The following is an 18,875-nucleotide window of genomic DNA, read 5'->3' as shown; positions in this document are numbered from 1 at the left end:
ATTAAAGTGAAAGCGCACTTTTGAAGCAAAAGCGGCTTGTGCATTCCTTGCAGAAGTCTTCTCAAAGTTGCTTAAATTGTAAATAAGGGCAACAATGAGATTGAGGTCTGCAAATAATAGCGATATTGTGCAAATATAACAAAAAAATTTGAAAGAATATTATTTTTCGTCAAATTTTTGTGTTTTTAGTTGATGATTTCAACTTTTTTTTAATGGGAGACTCATATGAGCAATAGAGTTGGTTTAGCTGGCAGTTTAAAAGATGGCCAAAAGTACATGGATCTCTGGCCTGTTCGAAAAGAGTTAAACGCTATTTTCCCAGAGCAACGCATCATTAAAGCGACGCGCTTTGGTGTTAAGGTGATGCCTGCGATCGCTGCTATCAGTGTTCTTACGCAAATGGTTTTCAATAATTACCAAGCAATGCCACAAGCTGTGGTCATGGCTTTGTTCGCTATTAGCTTGCCACTTCAAGGCATGTGGTGGTTAGGTAACCGCTCAAACACGCAGCTTCCGCCGGCTTTGGTGTCTTGGTACCGTGAACTACACGAAAAGATCACCGAAACAGGTTTTGCATTAGAGCCAATGAAGGCGCGTCCTCGTTATAAAGAGCTCGCTATTATCCTTAATCGCGCTTTCCGACAGTTAGACAAGTCGGCAATGGAGCGCTGGTTCTAAAAAACACCTCACACCTCCCTATAGGCCTGAGAGTAACGATATTCCACTCACTCGGTTGCTCTCAGCTCTAACCCTTGTATATCTTACTCATCCCGTTTCTTATCTTATCCCAGAGCAAACCTAGCTTTTCTCGCATAATTCGAGCTTTGTTGTGTTTTTGTTAAATATCACTTCAACTTATCAATTGTTACTGGTAATACTATCAATAGTGATTTGATGTTGTTCTCTTTGAACGAGCAATAACAATGGAAGCTTGATTCAGGGAGTGTTAATGGGTGCAGTAAATAAAGTATTAACGGCAGTGCTGAGTTATTCACTGTTGCTTTGGGCTGGCAGTGCGATGGCCAATATCGCGAAAGTGTCGGTTTCATAAGTTGTTGATCATCCTGACTTGAATGCGACACGTATGGGGCTACTCGAAGGGTTAAGAGCAAAAGGCTATGAACCTGTGAAAAACCTCGAGTTTTCTTACGAAATGGCCGATGGAAATCCAGCGCAGGCGGCGAAGATAGCTAGAGAGCTCGTCAGTGAGAATCCTCATGTGTTGGTTGGTATCGCGACGCCAAGCTCACAGGCGTTGGTTTCAGCAACTCGCTCTATTCCTATTGTGTTTACGGCCGTCACAGATCCGATCGGTGCAAGGCTTGTCAAACAACTTGAAAAACTAGGGCGAAATGTAACTGGTCTTTCTGATCTATCTCCGATTGTTCAGCATGTCTCATTGATCAAAGAGTTGCTGCCAGAGGCTAACTCCATCGGTGTGGTTTATAACCCAGCAGAATCGAACGCCGTCGCCTTAGTTGCTTTATTGAAAAAGGCCAGCCGTGACTTTGGCTATGAGCTCCACACTGAAAAAGCGTTAACCATCGACGATGTGGAATCAAAAGCTCAATCATTGGCAAAGCGATCTGACGTTATCTACGCGCTGACCGACAATACGGTGGCTAGTGGAGTGGAAGGCCTTATTGAAGTGGCAAACCAAGAGGGCACTCCGGTAGTGGCGGGTGCGACGTCTTATGTTGGCAAGGGAGCTATAGCAGGTTTAGGCCTTGATTATTACGACGTTGGCGTACAAACCGCTGATTATGTTGCCGCGATTTTGAATGGACAAAAGCCTGGCAAGTTGAGTGTAAAGACGGCTCAGAGTTCGCAATTGGTGGTGAACTTAGAGGCTGCACGTGAGTTGGGGGTAACGGTACCAAACTCAATTATTGAACGAGCTATTGTAAGTCGCTAGTCTCACTTTCAATGGATCAACCTCGCCGAATATAAGTCACATTATTAATAGGGCTTTAATTGCTTTCGAGCTACTGCATTAGACCACTTTAAGTATGATGGTGAGTCTATTTTATTAATTTATAAGTAGTTATTTGAACGTTGCTTGTGCGGGTAATATCAATTTACATTATTTTACGTCGAGCGAAATGGTGATTAATGTCATAATATTAACGGGGTAAATGAAAATAGCTGAGCGCTAAGAGCACATTATATGAAAGTAAACAGGCATTTTAGCCTTACCTTTGTCTTCGGGTTTCCAGCCGTGATCGCGGCAATGTTGCTTGGCTTAATAGGAAAGAACCATTTTGACTCGGTTAAAAAAGACATCGACAGCGAGTTTCATCGCATTGAGGATGTTTTCAAAAGAACCACCAAAGTGGTAACGGCGCTAGACTACAGTTTCTCTAACTACTACAAATCAGGAAACCCTCTATTTCTTGATCACAATAAGCAAGTGGTAAACGGGCTCTGCCAAATCTGGCCGATTGATGTGTTACTGCTCGCGGATGGCAAAACCTCTGATATTCCTTCTGTCGACATCGACTACATGCTAGTTGGTGAAGAATCCCTTTGCTCCGAAACCAGCAGTAGCTACAAAAGTGCATCAGAAAAGATTGCTCTCGCCCCGATTCTATCGTTTCTATCCCAGCTTGATGAGTACCATGACGGCGTACACTTCATTGATACGCGCGGATATGTGATTTCTTCGCCGGAAGATTTTGCTAAGAGGATAAGCAAAGAGCTGCTTTCAACGATAAAGAGCCGCCCTTATTGGCAGAAAACGGCAAACAACCCTGACCAACTGACTCTGTCAGGTCCGGGTTTTCGTTTTGAATCACTCAATCGAACGATTAGTATGACCATTCCGGTATTCCATAAGGGCGTTCACCAAGGAATGCTGTCAGTAGATATTAATACCAGCAGATTGCTTGCAAACTCCAATGAGCACTTGGCAGGTCGGATCGACATCATAGACACTACACGCACTATGCCGATTGATAATGCAGCTTTCTATCATGAGGTTAATCTCGACGGTGTTGCGTCCCACCACGCGATGTATTACGAGCTGGATTTAGCAAAGGAGATAGAGCACTTTTTCGTTTATGAGAAAGATAGCCTTATTGTCGCGATTATTGTGTATCTGTTCTCTGTAACCATTTTCTTTTATGTCAATTCCAACATCGAGCGCGGCTACTTTAAAGATCTTGCGGCGAAAGACCCAATGACAGGGTTGCTTAATCGACGTGGACTAGAGGCGTTTTGGCGACGAGTTGAACATGATCAGCTGTTTGCTTTAACGGTTTTTGATATTGATGACTTCAAGTCCATTAACGATACCTACGGTCATGATAAAGGCGATGATGTGATTCGTTATATGTCACGCCAGATCAACAGCAGTATTCGCAGCAGTGATGTAGCCGCTCGGTTTGGCGGAGAAGAGTTTGTGGTCTACCTGAAAGGGGATGACCGTGAGACTTTGATGCGAACACTCGATCGAGTAAAAACAGCGATTTGCGTCAACTCAACAGATGTTATTCCGAATGGATTTACAGTATCTGGTGGTGTGTGCATTGTAGAGACGGAGCAGAGCAAGCTTAACTTTGAAGAGATATTTAAGTTTGCTGATGAGAAGCTTTACGTGGCTAAAACGACCGGTAAAGACCGTATCGAATTCTAGCCACGTTGTTTAGTCTGTATGCTTGAACAGCCAGATATCTAAGCTGGCTGATTGTACAGTTCTTGGTAGCACTTGATCTGCTCGACGATAGGTGCCGCTTTTTTGTAGGTTCTGATTTCTCGAAACAGTTCTTCCGCTTCTGGATACTCCTTGCGCAGATACACAAACCACTGTTTTACCCGGTTTGGATAGTACAAACCTTTATCGCCCTCAATTTCGAACTCTGAATAGCGTAATAGCAGAGCAATAACCTCTATCCATGGCATCGGCTGGTGGTTGTGCTTAACCACGTTACCAAGGTTTGGAACGTTGAAAGCACCGCGGCACACCATGACCGAGTCGACCCCCGTCGTTTTAATGCAATCTTGCCCGTCTTGGTAATTCCATATTTCGCCATTCGCGATCAAAGGTAGCGATGTCTTCTGGCGGATCTGATTAATGTAATCCCACTTGACTTCACTTGCCTTGTAGCCACCGGTTTTGGTTCTTGCATGGACTGTTAGCTCGTCCGCTTTGGCTTGTTCAATCGCATCGACAATCTCAAAGCACTCATCTGGGTGTTCCCAACCTAAACGAATCTTAGCTGAAACCGGAATGTGCTCAGGGACAGCTTCTCGGGTCGCTTTAACAACTTGGTAGATAAGCTCGGGCTCTTTCAGTAATGATGCGCCACCGTTACTCTTATTTACTGCTTTTGCTGGGCAACCGAAGTTTAGATCGATACCTTTGGCACCAAGGCTCGCAGCTTGAATTGCATTTTCTGCCATCCATTTCGGGTGTTGACCAAGTAACTGCACATGGACAGGAACGCCCGCCATAGTTTGAGAGCCTTGGTGGAGCTCAGGACACAAGCGATGGAATACATGCGGTGGTAATAGTTGATCAGTAACACGCACGAATTCGGTTACGCAGAGATCGTAATCATTGAGCTCTGTGAGAATTTCACGCATTAGGTGGTCTAGAACGCCCTCCATAGGGCCAAGTATTACTCGCATGCTGATCTACCGAAACATCTCTGTCCTGAAAATAAAGAGGCGTGATTGTACGGTGTGCTTACAGGATTGTCACTATGAGCTCGGACTATCTGCAGTAATGGTTACTTCTCCGGTTAGTGGGAAGTAGTTGAGTCTAGGGATATCTTCGCCAAATGAAAAACCACTCGTGTAATAGTAATAGCAGCTTGGATCTGCAGTATACCAGCTGACGATATTCTCCTCAGATGGAAAAACGGAACTTCCATGGGCTCTTATTGTTAGGTCAGTAGTCATTAGTGCATTCCAAAGCTCAACACAGTCGTCACCAGATAATCCTACACCAGCGCTGACTGGAGCATCACCAACGGCGAATGGAAATCCTGAAGAAGAAGGATAAATGTCACCTTGACCGTAATTCACCACTTGATCAAAATTTGGCTCTCCATCAACAAGCCATTGAGAATGGTACATATCAATGCTGTTTCTGAACGCAGCAAATGCGCCTTGTGCTAATGCTTCATGAGCGTCTCTCTGAACACCAAGAAACCTAGGTGCAGCGGTCACTGCCAATATACCGAGAATAACAATCACAACGACAAGTTCGAGTAATGTAAAACCTTGGGATTTTGATTTCATGTTGACCAAGCCTAAATGTAACTAAATGTTTATAGTGGCTTTTTACACCCAAGACTCTGATTATCAAAGCGAAATAAGTGAAATATCGCCAATATTTTAATAGCAATGGTTTGCGTATGGTTGTCGGTTAGAAAGCTGAGGGAAGTGGTTGGCGACATCTTAACGGGGATGACGTTATAATAGTGAAAATGCCCCAATATCCAGAGCTTTCATGACATATCAATTATTAAGCCTACCAGAATCAATTACAGACATTACCCCTCAGTTTCTTGAAGGGGCAATTCTTGCTTCTAACCTAGCCACTAAGCCGCTAGAGCCTGAAGCGTGGCTTGCGATCATTGCTCCAGAAGCAGGTGAAGCGCTTGTGGCAATCGTGACAGAACAGATCAATCGCCAACACAATCTTATTCAGCGTAGTGAATACTTACTGACAGATGTACTTTCTGAAGGTGACTTTACCGAGCAGTTCGCTGATTTCGCAGAAGGCTTCATGATGGTATGGCCAACCGTTGAAGAGCAATGGCAAACCGTGAGTGTCGCAGATGGCACACTACGCATGCTACAAGCTTTGCTGACGACATTGATGCTTGCGATTGATGAAGAGCAGACTCAGCAGCAAATGATTGCGGCTGGACTAGAGAACCCGCCGGCACTTGCTGATCTTGTTGGTCAAGTGGACTTAATGATTTCTGAAGTCGCATTAGCTGCTGATGAAGCGATGCTGGGTAATAAGCCTCAGAGCGTGAATCCATTTAAAGATATCGGTCGTAACGATGCTTGTCCGTGTGAAAGCGGTAAAAAGTTCAAGCAATGTTGTGGTAAGAACAGTTAATCGCTTTCTGCGTTTTGAAGAGTAAGAAAGACCTGATAACAAAAAGTCGACCCTAAGGTCGACTTTTTAGTTTTTGTAAAGCGTGAGTGATTAGTCGTGAGTGACTAGTTGTTCTTGGATTTAACGAATTGAGAAATTACCACGAAACCGAACGCTACTAAGTTGCCTGCAAAAATAATGACAAGCCATTGCGGCATAGAAAGCGACAAGAACTGCCACACGACCTTACTGCAGTCGCCGTAGGCTTCAAACATCCACGGAGCCCATTGGTTTAACGGTGCCCAGCTAGGGAAGGTTACGAATAAGTCACAGGTCGCAAATGGAGACGGATTGAACTGGTAATCAACGTGCTCCAAAGCCAGCGTTAAACCTTTGTATGCACCAAACCCCCAACCAGCGAGGCCAAGCCAGCGAGATACAGGGTTGTTAGGGGTAATGGCACCTATGATTGCTGCGACACCAATAGCAAGCATTGCTACACGCTCATAGATACACATGACACAAGGGCCAAGCATCATGACATGCTGGAAGAAAAGGGCACACGCCTCAAAAAATACAACAAAAGCCAGCAGTAAAAGCCAAGATAAACGTCCCTTAGAGAAGTCTTTGAGCATTACAAAAAAGTTCACGAATTAAATCCCGTCTAAAAAATAAAAAAGCCCTGAATACTCAGAGCTTTTTATCTTGGATAAGTTTCCTAATCAACTAATATTTTTGATTAGTGAGTTACACATTTTGTGCTTTGCGACACAGTGTGTAGCTTAGTGACCACCAGATATCACTGGAGCAACCGCTTCACCTGTACGCTGAATGATCCAGCCAGCGTCATAGAACCATGCTGTCATCGGTTCAACAAAGTAAACGATGCCTGCAAGACCAACCAATGCCAGTACGATAGTGTATGGCAGTGCCATGATTACCATACGGCCGTAAGACAGTCGAATTAACGGAGCAAGTGCTGACGTCAATAGGAATAGGAATGCAGCTTGGCCGTTTGGTGTTGCAACTGAAGGTAGGTTAGTACCAGTGTTGATAGCAACAGCAAGCAGGTCGAACTGGTCACGAGTGATAATGCCTTCAACCAATGCAGTTTTCACTTCGTTGATGTAAACCGTACCTACGAATACGTTATCTGAAACCATCGATAGAATACCGTTAGCCACATAGAAGAGGGCAAGTTGTGCGCCTTTATCTTCAACGTGAAGTACCGCATCGATTACTGGCTTAAATAGTGCTTGGTCGATGATTACTGCAACGACAGCGAAGAAAACAGCAAGAAGCGCGGTAAACGGCAGCGCTTCTTCGAACGCTTTACCCATAGAGTGTTCTTCGATTACACCAGTAAACGCAGTCGCTAAAATGATAACTGATAGACCAATCAAACCAACTTCAGCAACGTGAAGTGCTAAGCCTACAATTAGCCATACTGCGATAGCACTTTGAACCCAAAGTTTTGCCACGTCTTGCTTAGTACGGCTCGCTTTTTGTGTGTTATCGAACTCGACAAGGATCTGACGAACGTTGTTTGGCAGTTTTGCGCCGTAACCAAATACTTTGAATTTTTCTACAAGAGCACAGGTTAGAATGCCGCAGAAGAAAACAGGCAGTGTTACTGGAAGCATACGAATAATGAACTCACCGAACTCCCAGCCTGCTTGTTTCGCGATAACTAAGTTCTGTGGTTCACCTACCATAGTCATTACACCACCTAGCGCGGTACCCACACCAGCGTGCATCAGTAGTGAACGTAAGAAAGCACGGTAGTCTTCTAAGTCTTCACGAGTTAGCTCAGAGATTTCTTCATCGTGAGTGTGGTCGTGTGCAGAGTTAGAGCCTTTGCCTGATGCTACTTTGTGGTAAATCGAGTAGAAACCCACTGCCACGCTGATTACAACTGCGATTACAGTCAGTGCATCTAGGAAAGCAGATAGGAATGCAGCTGCCACACAAAACGCAACAGAAAGCATGATTTTAGAACGAATGCCGAGCAGTATCTTCGTGAAAATGAACAAGAGAAGTTCTTTCATGAAGTAAATGCCAGCAACCATGAATACTAATAAGAGTAATACTGGAAGGTTTGCTTGAAGCTCATGATAAACCATTTCAGGTTTGGTCATGCCAATTGCAACGGCTTGAATTGCCAGTAAACCACCCGGTTGAAGAGGGTAGCATTTGAGAGCCATAGCTAGGGTGAAAATAAACTCAACCACTAATAGCCAGCCCGCTACAAATGGGTCAACTAGGAAGAAAACAAACGGGTTGATGATTAAAAAGGAAATGATGGCAAGTTTATACCAATCAGGAGCTTTACCAAGGAAATTCTTGATAAAAGCGTTTCCGAGAGACATCGGCATGTTAATACTCTTTTATGTTGATTATGAATAGACAAGCAATACAACATTTTGAGAATCGAGCTATAGAAAGTGTTAAAAACTATAACTAACAGTGACTTAGAAAAACTACATTCCATGTAACGTTCTGTGGTCTTGCCAAGTCACTCCCTTAGAAACTCAAGCACTGCTTATTTTTGAGCGCAACTCTACTCTTAGATAACATTTAGTCAACAGGAAAAGCCCTGTAGCACCTAAAATACCTCTTTTTTGTGTGAGAAACGCGATCAAAGTAGCGGAAGCATACCACTTAAAATGTGATAAAAACCGACTAGAATCAATATTTCAGCGAAATGATTGAAATTTACAGAATAAAGACGGTTTATATATGATTATTACAACTTAATATTGCAATTTGATGGCTTCTAAAATATGACCAATGTCGTTGATTTTAAAGCGAATTTATTGTGTTAAAACTTTGTTTAAATAGTGGTTTATAGAGGCTTGCTTTGCAAATCTTAGGTGGAAACATGAGGTGAACTTTAGAGCTTTAACTCTATTGGTGTTTGAGGTGAGTAAAATTTTTGAGGGTGTTTCCGCTCGCCTTTACTAGTGGTATGATGAGTAAATTAGAAGAAAATAATTTAATTGGATTGAAGTGTAGATGGTCATTAAGGCGAAGAGCCCGGCAGGATTTGCAGAGAAGTATATCATTGAAAGTATTTGGAATGGCCGTTTCCCTCCAGGTTCTATCCTGCCAGCAGAGCGTGAGCTTTCTGAACTGATTGGTGTTACACGTACTACGCTTCGTGAAGTACTGCAGCGTCTTGCTCGTGATGGTTGGTTAACTATCCAACACGGTAAACCAACTAAAGTTAACCAGTTTATGGAAACCTCTGGTCTTCATATTCTTGATACGTTAATGACGTTGGACGTGGATAACGCAAGCAAAATGGTAGAAGACCTACTAGCAGCTCGTACTAACATCAGCCCTATTTTTATGCGTTACGCATTTAAAGCAAATAAAGAAGCTTCAGAGCGCACAATCAGCAATGTGATTGAATCGTGTGAAGCGCTACTTGCGGCACCTACATGGGATGATTTCCTAGAATCGTCTCCGTATGCAGACAAGATCAAGCAAGCCGTTAAAGAAGATACAGAGAAAGACGAAGCAAAACGTCAGACGATCTTAATTGCTAAGACGTTTAACTTTTACGACTACATGCTGTTCCAACGCTTAGCGTTCCATTCAGGTAACCAAATTTACGGTCTGATCTTTAATGGCGTACGTAAGCTTTACGATCGTATTGGTAGCTACTACTTCTCTAACCCAGAAGCGCGTCGCCTAGCGATGGAGTTCTATAAAGAACTGTTTGTTATCTGTGAGAGCGGTCAACGTGAAAACTTGCCTTTGGTTATTCGTAATTATGGTATCGCAAGTGCACAGATCTGGAACGAAATGAAAACGACGTTACCAACGAACTTTACGGAAGACGATAGCTAATCTTTTTGATTAACCCAGGCAGTCTCTAAAGTAACAACAAAGAAAAGCGGCGAGATAATTCAATTATCTCGCCGCTTTTTATTTATAAAGAGTTTGGCTAATTTGCTAGTAGATTAGGGCGTGTTGATCTTTCGTGGTTAAATTTTGTTCGAGATAAAAGCGTTTTAATCGCGGCGAGGGGGAAGTAGCCTAGTCATTCTAAGCAAATCCCCCTCAACAAAGAGTAAAACTCTTTTAGCCGAACCCTTCGGGCAGCGTTTGCTGGTCATTTCTACTGCGTTATCGGCTTCTCATGTAGGCTAGCTACACGTCAAAGCCTCTGCCTTGTATAAATACCCAGCAACTCGCTGCAAAAACCAGCTCGAAAGGTCAACACGCCCTAGTAGTTAACCTGCGAACTCTTCTGAGTCTGGGCGGTTAGTAAACTGAACACCATTTAGGAAATCACAAAGCAATTGGTCTTCACATACTTTGTAGTTTTTGTTTTCAGGCTTGCGGAAGTAGGCACCAATTTCGTATTTACTTAGGCTGATACCTACCACTTCTAATACATCGAGCACGTCTTCTGCTTTCATGTTCAACGCAATACGTAGCTTCATGAAAATCATGTTGTTGGTAAGTGCAACTTCAGGCTTTGGCTGAGCCCCTTCTTTTTTACCGCGCTTAAGGTTGATGAAACCATTTAGGAATACCGCTAACTCTTTGTCTTTCATCTTAGAGCATGACTTATCGTTATCCGCTTTTAGCCAGTTAATCACTTGGTCGTGGGCAACAGTCACATCCGCTTGTTCAATGGCTTTGATGATTTGTGCGTTCTTAAGGTTTAGTGCGTGTTGAATACGACGCAAGATTTCGTTGTTAGTCACAGAGGTGTCCTAAAAAGGTTTAGAGAGTAAAGTGGCTTCAAACTGCGCATTGCTGTCGTTAACCTTGTGATACTTTACTTAGCATAGTTGACGGCGACTCTAACAGAGAACGCCGGTTTTCGGTAGATATAAAAAATCCCCGATGTTTATTAACTCTTTCAAGTTAAGCTACATCAGGGATTTGGCAGTGAATGCTCTATCTGACAGAGGTCAGAATTACATTACACGCATACCAGGTTGAGCACCTTCGTGTGGCTCAAGAATCCATAGGTCGCTGCCGCCAGGGCCCGCTGCTAGGATCATGCCTTCAGACATACCAAACTTCATCTTACGAGGCTTTAGGTTTGCAACCATAACAGTTAGCTTGCCTTCTAGCTCTTCAGGTTTGTATGCTGACTTGATGCCAGAGAATACTTGGCGAGTCTCACCACCGATGTCCAGTTGGAACTTCAGTAGCTTGTTCGCTTTTGGCACTTCTTCACAAGAGATGATACGAGCAATACGCATATCAACGGCTGCGAATGCGTCAAATTCAATCTCTTCAGCGATTGGTTCTTTATCTAGCTCAGTTTGGCTTGCTTTTTCTTTCTCAGCTTCCGCTTTCTCTTTAGCTGCCATTTCTGCTGCTGCGTCTTCTTTAGAAGACTCAATCATCGCTTCCACTTTCTTAGGATCAATACGGCTAAATAGCGCTTTGAACTTAGTGATCTCGTGATCAGTTAGTGGAGTAGCAACGCCTTCCCACGTTAGCTCTTCGTTTAGGAAAGCTTCCGTACGAGCTGCAAGTTCTGGCATTACTGGTTTCAGGTAAGCCATTAGTACGCGGAATAGGTTGATACCTACCGAAGAAACTTCTTGAAGCTCTTTCTCTTTACCTTCTTCTTTTGCAAGAACCCAAGGTGCTTTTTCGTCGATGTACTGGTTCGCTTTATCTGCTAGTGCAGTGATCTCACGGATAGCACGGCTGAATTCACGAGTTTCGTATAGCTCACCGATACGCTCAGCAGCTGCAACGAATTCGTTGTATAGCTCTGGCTCTGCAAATTCAGCAGATAGCTTGCCTTCGAAGCGCTTAGTGATGAAACCTGCGTTGCGAGAAGCTAGGTTAACAATCTTGTTTACTACGTCAGCGTTTACACGTTGAGTGAAGTCTTCAAGGTTAAGGTCAAGGTCGTCGATACGGCTGTTTAGTTTCGCAGCGTAGTAGTAACGTAGACACTCAGGGTCTAGGTGGTCTAGGTATGTGCTTGCTTTGATGAATGTGCCTTTAGACTTAGACATCTTAGCGCCGTTTACTGTTACGTAGCCGTGTACGAATACGTTGTTTGGCTTACGGAAACCAGAACCTTCTAGCATTGCAGGCCAGAATAGGCTGTGGAAGTAAACGATGTCTTTACCGATGAAGTGGTAAAGTTCAGCGGTGCTGTCTTTCTTCCAGTATTCGTTAAAGTCTAGATCGTCTCGCTTGTCACATAGGTTCTTGAAAGAGCCCATGTAGCCGATTGGTGCATCTAGCCATACGTAGAAGAACTTGTCTTTTTCGCCTGGGATTTCGAAGCCAAAGTATGGTGCATCACGAGAGATGTCCCACTGTTGTAGACCAGACTCGAACCACTCTTGCATTTTGTTTGCTGTTTCAGCTTGCAGTGAGCCAGAACGTGTCCACTCTTTTAGCATGCTTTCGAACTGAGGTAGGTCGAAGAAGAAGTGCTCAGAGTCTTTCATTACTGGAGTTGCGCCAGAAACCGCAGATTTAGGTTCGATTAGCTCAGTTGGGCTATATGTCTCACCACAGTTATCACAGTTATCACCGTACTGGTCTTCTGACTTACACTTAGGACAAGTACCTTTTACGAAACGGTCCGGTAGGAACATCTCTTTCTCAGGGTCGAAAAGCTGAGAAATAGTGCGGCTTGAAATGAAGCCGTTCTTTTTAAGTTCTAGGTAGATGTGAGAAGCCAGTTCACGGTTCTCTTCGCTGTGCGTGCTGTGGTAGTTATCAAAGCTGATATCAAAGCCAGCGAAGTCTTTTTGGTGCTCTTCACTAACAGCAGCGATCATCTCTTCTGGCGTGATACCCATCTGTTGAGCTTTAAGCATAATTGGCGTGCCGTGAGCATCGTCAGCACAGATGAAGTTTACAGTGTTGCCACGCAGACGCTGGTATCGAACCCAGATATCAGCTTGGATATGCTCAAGCATATGGCCAAGGTGAATAGAGCCGTTAGCGTACGGAAGCGCACAAGTTACCAAAAGTTGTCTTGGATCAGTTGCCATACTTAATAATTCGCTTTTTTGATAGGTATAAATTTGATTGGTAATACTACTTTATAACGTGTGATACGCCAAGGTATCAGACAAAGGATTCCCCTAGTTTTTTAGGGGTTCAGTCTTCATCTCGTGGGTGATAGCATAAATAAAAAAAGGAGCCCCAATGCGTAACTTTACTTCGAAGCAAGATTTCTGTTCATGGTTGAATGAGTTTGAATCACCAATCCTCATCCCAGAGTGGGCGCTACACCAAAACATTGTCTCTGTTGATCCTCGTGGATCGTTTGTTATTACTTTGCCTTTCGCAGCGAATCAGCTTGCTGTTGACCTGGAAAATTGGATTAACGCTCAGATTGAACAAAAGCTTGTGAGTGCTTTTCAATTTGAAGTGAAGGTCAAGCCGTCGGCACTTGAAACGACGGTCTCAACACCGCTGAAAGGCGTGAAGAATATTATTGCCGTCACTTCTGCCAAGGGCGGGGTGGGTAAATCAACGACTTCAGTTAACCTTGCGCTGGCTTTATCTAAGTCAGGCTCAAAAGTCGGTTTATTGGATGCGGACATCTATGGCCCATCGGTTCCTATGATGTTAGGGCAGTTAGATGCGAAGCCAGAAGTGCAAAATAATAAGTGGATGATGCCAATCGAAGCACACGGTATTTTCACTCATTCAATTGGTTACCTTGTATCGAAAGATGACGCCGCTATTTGGCGTGGCCCGATGGCGGCAAAAGCACTCGGTCAGCTTGTGAATGAAACGGTATGGCCAGAGCTGGATTACCTTGTAATTGATATGCCACCGGGCACGGGTGATATCCAGTTAACTCTATCTCAACAAATCCCAGTAACTGGTGCGGTTGTTGTGACTACTCCTCAAGATCTAGCATTGGCAGACGCACGCAAAGGTGTCGCGATGTTCGATAAAGTGAGTGTGCCTGTAGCAGGCTTAGTTGAAAACATGAGCTACCATATATGTAGTCACTGTGGTGAGAAAGAACATATCTTTGGCGCTGGTGGTGCAGAGGCTATGTCTGAAGAGTTCTACCTCGATATCTTAGCGCAAATCCCACTGCATATTGATGTTCGCGAAGACATCGATGCGGGTTGCCCTACGGTAGTGCGTCGCCCAGACAGCGAGCACACACACCATTACCTAGAGCTTGCTGAAAATGTCGCGGCTAAAATGTTTTGGACGGGTAAAGCGCGACCAGAAGCGATCAACTTTTCTATGGTCGAATAGTTAGGTTTGCTCTCACACTGTATAAATAATGATGGATTAGATAAATAGTTATTGGTTTTCGGCGAGCCGATCATTCAGTCTGTGCAAACAGTTGTAGGCAAGTTTTTTAAAAGCAAACGATTATCTTAAGTAAATGTATTGAGATCATCAATTTGACTGCAATTTGCTAAAATGGCGACTAGAATCTCAGTGCTTTAGCCCCTATAATCAGGCGGTTTATCTATTCCCACCACCAAACCATATCGGGTGCAAAATAATGTCTGATAATAATCAATGTGTCATCGTAGGTATCGCTGGCGCTTCAGCTTCAGGAAAAAGTCTGATTGCTAGTACGATTTATAATGAGCTGCGCGAAAAAGTAGGCGACCATCAAATTGGTGTTATCACGGAAGATTGCTATTACAGCGACCAAAGCCACTTGAGTATGGAAGAGCGTGTTAAAACTAACTACGATCACCCAAATGCACTGGACCATGATCTGTTATGTGAGCATTTACAGCAGCTGATGAGCGGCAACGCTGTAGAAGTACCTGAGTACAGCTACACAGAACATACACGTACTTCTGAAACGACTACACTTACTCCTAAGAAAGTGATCATTTTAGAAGGTATTCTGCTATTAACAGACCCACGTCTTCGTAACCTAATGCACGCAAGTGTGTTCATGGATACACCTCTAGACATCTGTCTACTACGCCGTGTTAAACGCGACGTTGAAGAGCGTGGTCGTACAATGGATACAGTACTAAAGCAATACCAAGAAACAGTACGTCCAATGTTCATGCAGTTTATCGAGCCTTCAAAACAACATGCAGACATCATCGTTCCTCGTGGTGGTAAAAACCGTATCGCGATTGATGTACTGAAAGCGCACATTGCGAAGTTGTTGAAGTCTTAATCGAATAAAAGTTTTGCCTAAGTGACTCACTTAGCTTTATTTTTTACCGAATCAGTGGCACTTTTATAGTGCCACTTTCTTTTGGAATCTAAGCAAGGAATATGCGGATGAAGAAACTACTCATTTTCATAGCTGTGCCAGTGTTTATTGTTGTTGCAGCAATTTTGGCACTAGTACTGTTAGTGAATCCCAACCAATTTAAGCCATTAATTGTCGAACAAGCCCAGAAGCACACCGGCCTTGAGCTAGTGATCGAGGGTGATATCAGCTGGCAATTCTTCCCATCTATTGGCTTCGAACTTGGTCAAACTGAATTACGCAACCCAGAAGGTTTTACGCAACCGAATCTATTTAAGGTTGATACGGTTGGCGTTGACGTTTCGGTTACTCCGCTATTTAGCAACCAACTAGAGATCGGTAATATCACTCTAGATGGTGCAGAATTCTACTTAGAAACGCTTAAAGATGGCCGTAAAAATATTGATGCGCTGACGCAAGCTTCTGCTTCTGAAGCGTCGGCACCAGCTGCTGAGACAACGTCTGAGCCTGGGCAAGCGCCACAAGAGCAAAGTGCAGCAGAGGCATCTGGCTGGACGATAAACCTAGCGGGTGTGACGATTTCAAATGCTCTATTTGAAATGGATGACAAGCAAGCCGGTTCTTTCACTAAGCTTTACGATGTGTCTTTGAACCTATCTGAGTTCGCAGTAGATACATGGACTACGGCAACTTTCGCTGCGTCTGGTGAGAACAACCAACAAAAATTCTCAGCTAACGGTAGCGCAGAGTTCAAATTGGCTGAAGGCTTTGCAAGCTACGCGCTACGTAATATCGACCTAAACGCTAAGTTTAATGACCCAGCGACGTCAATTGACTCGGCAAAGATTGGTTTAGATACGTTTGAGTTCGATAAGGTTAACCAACTGACTTACGCTGTGGTTGGTAAAGCTGCTGGTCTAGATTTAGATCTGAAAGGTGGTGGTGAGCTAACGGTTGATAAAGCCATTTCAAAAGTGACACTGAACAAGTTAACGTTAGACTCTACGTTCAAGGGTGACACGCTTCCTCAATCACCAATGAAAGTTGATATGTTGTCTGATCTTAGCTTTGATTTAACGAAGAGCCATTTGAGCTTTGTGCTAGAGAAGCTACAAGCTAACTCTATCGCATTAGACGGTAAGGCCGACGTTACTCTGTCAGACATACCAAAGGTTCGCTTCTCGCTACATAGCCCGAACATTGATTTAGACGAGTTCCTAGGATTAGGTAATTCAACAGAAACCGCGAGCACGGCGCCTTCTGGTTCTGCTGGTGGCTCAACGTCAAAGTCAGGCAGCTCTGCACCAGCGAAAGAAGTTGAACCTGATCTATCTGCTCTTAAAACGCTCGATGTGAAAGGTGATATCACTATCGATAAGTTCAAAGCAAACAATGCGAAAATGCAGAATGTTAAAACGGCATTCTCTGTTAACCGCGGTGTTGCTGAATTGACTTCATTCACATCAAACCTTTACCAAGGTTCTATCTCTGCGACAGCGAAACTAGACGCTCGTAAAACACCGGCGACTTACACTGCTAAGAAGAGAATTAAAGGTGTGAAAGTTCAGCCATTATTGGTTGATGTTGCTGGTAACGATATGCTTGAAGGTACAGGTAATATCGATGTGAATGTGAAAGGTAAGAGCCTTACACCAACAGGAATCAAAAAGAACCTAGTTGGTACTATCGCAATCAACTTTGAAGATGGTGCGGTTAACGGCATCAACGTTGCCCAACTGATTCGTGAGAATTACGCGAAAATCAAAGGCGAAAAAGTTGAAAGCACAAATGAAGCTAAAAAGACTGACTTTAGTGCGATGAAAGCGACGCTTAAGGTTGATAAAGGTTGGGTTTCAACCAATGACTTGTCGGCACAATCACCACTACTGCGCGTTACAGGCCAAGGCAAAGCTAACTTCATTAATGAAACGGTAGACTTCTTAGTAAGAACATCGATTGTTGGCACATTAGAAGGTCAGGGCGGTAAGGGGATTGATGATCTGAAAGATGTCACGATCCCAATCAAGGTGACTGGCCAATGGGCTGACCCGAAATTCGCTCTCGTTTTTGATGATGTGTTAAAGCAAAAAGCACAGAAAGAGATCGACCGTGGTGTTAACAAGCTAACGGATAAGATTAAAGATGAGAAGACCAAAGAGGCCGTAGACGGTTTATTGAAAGGTTTCTTTAATTAACGATTACTCGTCTATAAACAAAGCGCCATTCCTATTGTAGGAATGGCGCTTTTTGTTTTTGCATCGGTAATATTCAAGAGAGATTCCCTATGACACTCGTCCCCCCCTCTAGGGAACGACTATAGGCAGTTATCCTTTGTTCAAGGGCATAACGGCCTAGTGGTCGTTATCCTCGAGAGGGAAGAATGAGCGAGTCGGGGAGCTCTGGTTGAAGGTGATTACCAGTCAACGCCTTGTAGCGCTTTAACACCAGATTCAAATGCGTGTTTCACATTACGTACCTCTGATACGGTGTCTGCCATTTCAGTTAGTGTGCGGTGTGCACCACGGCCTGTAATGATCACTGATTGCATCTTCGGACGGTTGTTAAGCGATTCAACGACTTCATCTAGCTCAATGTAGCCGTAGCTCACCATGTAAGTTAGCTCATCAAACAGAATCACATCAATCGACTCGTCAGCCAGCATGCGTTTACACTCTTTCCATACGCGTTGTGCCGCTTCTATATCTTGCGCTTTATTTTGTGTTTCCCACGTGAAACCAGTACCCATTACTTGGAACTCGACATCTAGCTTTTGCAGGATATTCTTTTCGCCGTTATCCCAAGTGCCTTTAACAAACTGAGCAACTGCACATTTCTTACCGTGGCCTACTGCACGAGTTATGGTGCCAAATCCAGAGGTCGATTTGCCTTTGCCATTACCAGTGATGACCAGTAACAGGCCTTTTACTTCTTGTGCTGCAGCGACACGAGCATCGACTTGTTCTTTTACTTTCTGTTGTCTTGCTTTATGACGTTGTTCTTTGTTGTCTTCAGTCGACATAACAAATCCTTTTAAGTTGTGATTGCGCCTATCATAGCCTAACTTAACGATAGCAAAAACCATCGGAAGAACAGGTGATTACGGATGAAAAAGATACTCGTGGTTTGCATGGGGAATATTTGTCGCTCGCCAACAGGTGAGGCGGTATTACGAAAGAAGGCACAGCAGCTCAATATTGATGTTCTAGTCGACTCTGCGGGGACGATTGGTTTCCATCAAGGCAATCCGCCAGACTCGCGCTCTAAAGCGGCAGGAGAGAAGCGAGGCTATAGCTTTAAAGGCATCACTTCAAGAAAAGTCGTCGCAAATGATTTTGAAGAGTTTGACTTAATACTCGCAGCAGATAGAGCTAACTTGACTGATTTAATGAGCCAATGTCCGGCACACTTGCAATACAAATTGGCGTTGTTTTTGAGTTTCGGTGACTCGCAGTATCAAGAAGTTCCTGATCCGTATTATGGAGAGGGTGATGGGTTCGAACTGGTTTTGGATTTAATAGAAGAATCTAGCGAAGCGATATTGAGGTCGATTTGATATCGAGGATGTAGAGCAGCAGAACGTTTGAACGCGAAACATAAAAAAGGCCGACATTGAATGTCGGCCTTTCTATATTTAGCTTAAAGTGATGTTTA

Annotated in this window: 15 protein-coding genes and 1 pseudogene; 9 read left to right on the top strand and 7 right to left on the bottom strand. The window is 43.8% G+C overall.

Going from position 1 to position 18,875, the window contains the following annotated elements; genetic code table 11:
• Positions 1–225: 225 nt before the first annotated feature.
• From yfbV to L1D55_RS15585, 3 genes and pseudogenes are all read left to right on the top strand, one after another.
• The gene (gene yfbV / locus L1D55_RS15595) at positions 226–678 is read left to right on the top strand and encodes a terminus macrodomain insulation protein YfbV (RefSeq protein ID WP_008220246.1); all 453 of its coding nucleotides are present in this window, start codon (positions 226–228) and stop codon (positions 676–678) included.
• Positions 679–949: 271 nt separating this feature from the next.
• A pseudogene (locus L1D55_RS15590) lies at positions 950–1,915 on the top strand (ABC transporter substrate-binding protein).
• Between the two features lie 252 nt (positions 1,916–2,167).
• Complete coding sequence (locus tag L1D55_RS15585) at positions 2,168–3,634, top strand: GGDEF domain-containing protein (RefSeq protein WP_239918066.1); 1,467 nt, start codon at positions 2,168–2,170, stop codon at positions 3,632–3,634.
• Positions 3,635–3,672: 38 nt separating this feature from the next.
• Here L1D55_RS15585 and dusC read toward each other — a convergent pair whose 3' ends face one another.
• Positions 3,673–4,629: a tRNA dihydrouridine(16) synthase DusC gene (dusC, locus tag L1D55_RS15580; protein WP_239918065.1), complete on the bottom strand. Its 957-nt coding sequence runs from the start codon at positions 4,627–4,629 to the stop codon at positions 3,673–3,675.
• A gap of 72 nt (positions 4,630–4,701) precedes the next feature.
• Complete coding sequence (locus tag L1D55_RS15575) at positions 4,702–5,244, bottom strand: type II secretion system protein (RefSeq protein WP_239918064.1); 543 nt, start codon at positions 5,242–5,244, stop codon at positions 4,702–4,704.
• Positions 5,245–5,455: 211 nt separating this feature from the next.
• Between L1D55_RS15575 and L1D55_RS15570 the strand changes: the two genes are divergently transcribed.
• Complete coding sequence (locus tag L1D55_RS15570) at positions 5,456–6,076, top strand: YecA family protein (RefSeq protein WP_239918063.1); 621 nt, start codon at positions 5,456–5,458, stop codon at positions 6,074–6,076.
• Between the two features lie 104 nt (positions 6,077–6,180).
• On the opposite strand, the gene dsbB is transcribed toward L1D55_RS15570, so the two are convergent.
• Together dsbB and nhaB are read right to left on the bottom strand one after the other, a co-directional pair.
• Positions 6,181–6,690, bottom strand: a complete 510-nt coding sequence (gene dsbB, locus L1D55_RS15565; protein ID WP_239918071.1) for a disulfide bond formation protein DsbB — start codon at positions 6,688–6,690, stop codon at positions 6,181–6,183.
• Between the two features lie 147 nt (positions 6,691–6,837).
• Positions 6,838–8,430, bottom strand: a complete 1,593-nt coding sequence (gene nhaB, locus L1D55_RS15560) for a Na(+)/H(+) antiporter NhaB (RefSeq protein WP_105025320.1) — start codon at positions 8,428–8,430, stop codon at positions 6,838–6,840.
• Between the two features lie 640 nt (positions 8,431–9,070).
• Between nhaB and fadR the strand changes: the two genes are divergently transcribed.
• Positions 9,071–9,910 (top strand): fatty acid metabolism transcriptional regulator FadR, encoded by an 840-nt coding sequence (fadR, locus tag L1D55_RS15555; protein ID WP_004737363.1) that lies wholly within the window; start codon positions 9,071–9,073, stop codon positions 9,908–9,910.
• 386 nt (positions 9,911–10,296) lie between these two features.
• On the opposite strand, the gene L1D55_RS15550 is transcribed toward fadR, so the two are convergent.
• A complete protein-coding gene (locus L1D55_RS15550; RefSeq protein WP_105025319.1) occupies positions 10,297–10,776 on the bottom strand; it encodes a DUF1456 family protein in 480 nt (159 codons plus the stop codon).
• Between the two features lie 216 nt (positions 10,777–10,992).
• Positions 10,993–13,053, bottom strand: coding sequence for a methionine--tRNA ligase (metG, locus tag L1D55_RS15545; protein WP_004737365.1), 2,061 nt, complete (start codon positions 13,051–13,053; stop codon positions 10,993–10,995).
• A 157-nt stretch (positions 13,054–13,210) separates the two neighbouring features.
• Here metG and apbC point away from each other — a divergent pair, with 157 nt between their 5' ends.
• The 3 genes from apbC (at position 13,211) to L1D55_RS15530 (ending at position 17,419) form a co-directional block, all read left to right on the top strand.
• Complete coding sequence (gene apbC / locus L1D55_RS15540) at positions 13,211–14,287, top strand: iron-sulfur cluster carrier protein ApbC (protein ID WP_128159928.1); 1,077 nt, start codon at positions 13,211–13,213, stop codon at positions 14,285–14,287.
• 256 nt (positions 14,288–14,543) lie between these two features.
• A complete protein-coding gene (gene udk, locus L1D55_RS15535; RefSeq protein ID WP_004737367.1) occupies positions 14,544–15,185 on the top strand; it encodes a uridine kinase in 642 nt (213 codons plus the stop codon).
• A gap of 107 nt (positions 15,186–15,292) precedes the next feature.
• Positions 15,293–17,419, top strand: coding sequence for an AsmA family protein (locus L1D55_RS15530; protein ID WP_239918062.1), 2,127 nt, complete (start codon positions 15,293–15,295; stop codon positions 17,417–17,419).
• A gap of 218 nt (positions 17,420–17,637) precedes the next feature.
• On the opposite strand, the gene cobO is transcribed toward L1D55_RS15530, so the two are convergent.
• Entirely contained in the window at positions 17,638–18,243 is a 606-nt protein-coding gene (cobO, locus tag L1D55_RS15525; RefSeq protein ID WP_239918061.1) for a cob(I)yrinic acid a,c-diamide adenosyltransferase, read from the bottom strand.
• A gap of 84 nt (positions 18,244–18,327) precedes the next feature.
• On the opposite strand from cobO, the gene L1D55_RS15520 reads away from it, so the two are divergent.
• Entirely contained in the window at positions 18,328–18,777 is a 450-nt protein-coding gene (locus L1D55_RS15520; protein ID WP_008220275.1) for a low molecular weight protein-tyrosine-phosphatase, read from the top strand.
• The last annotated feature ends 98 nt before the right edge of the window (positions 18,778–18,875 follow it).

This window comes from Vibrio sp. Isolate22, from assembly GCF_022398115.1.
Taxonomy (GTDB): Bacteria; Pseudomonadota; Gammaproteobacteria; order Enterobacterales; family Vibrionaceae; genus Vibrio.
This window is presented reverse-complemented; position numbering and strand designations above follow the sequence as displayed.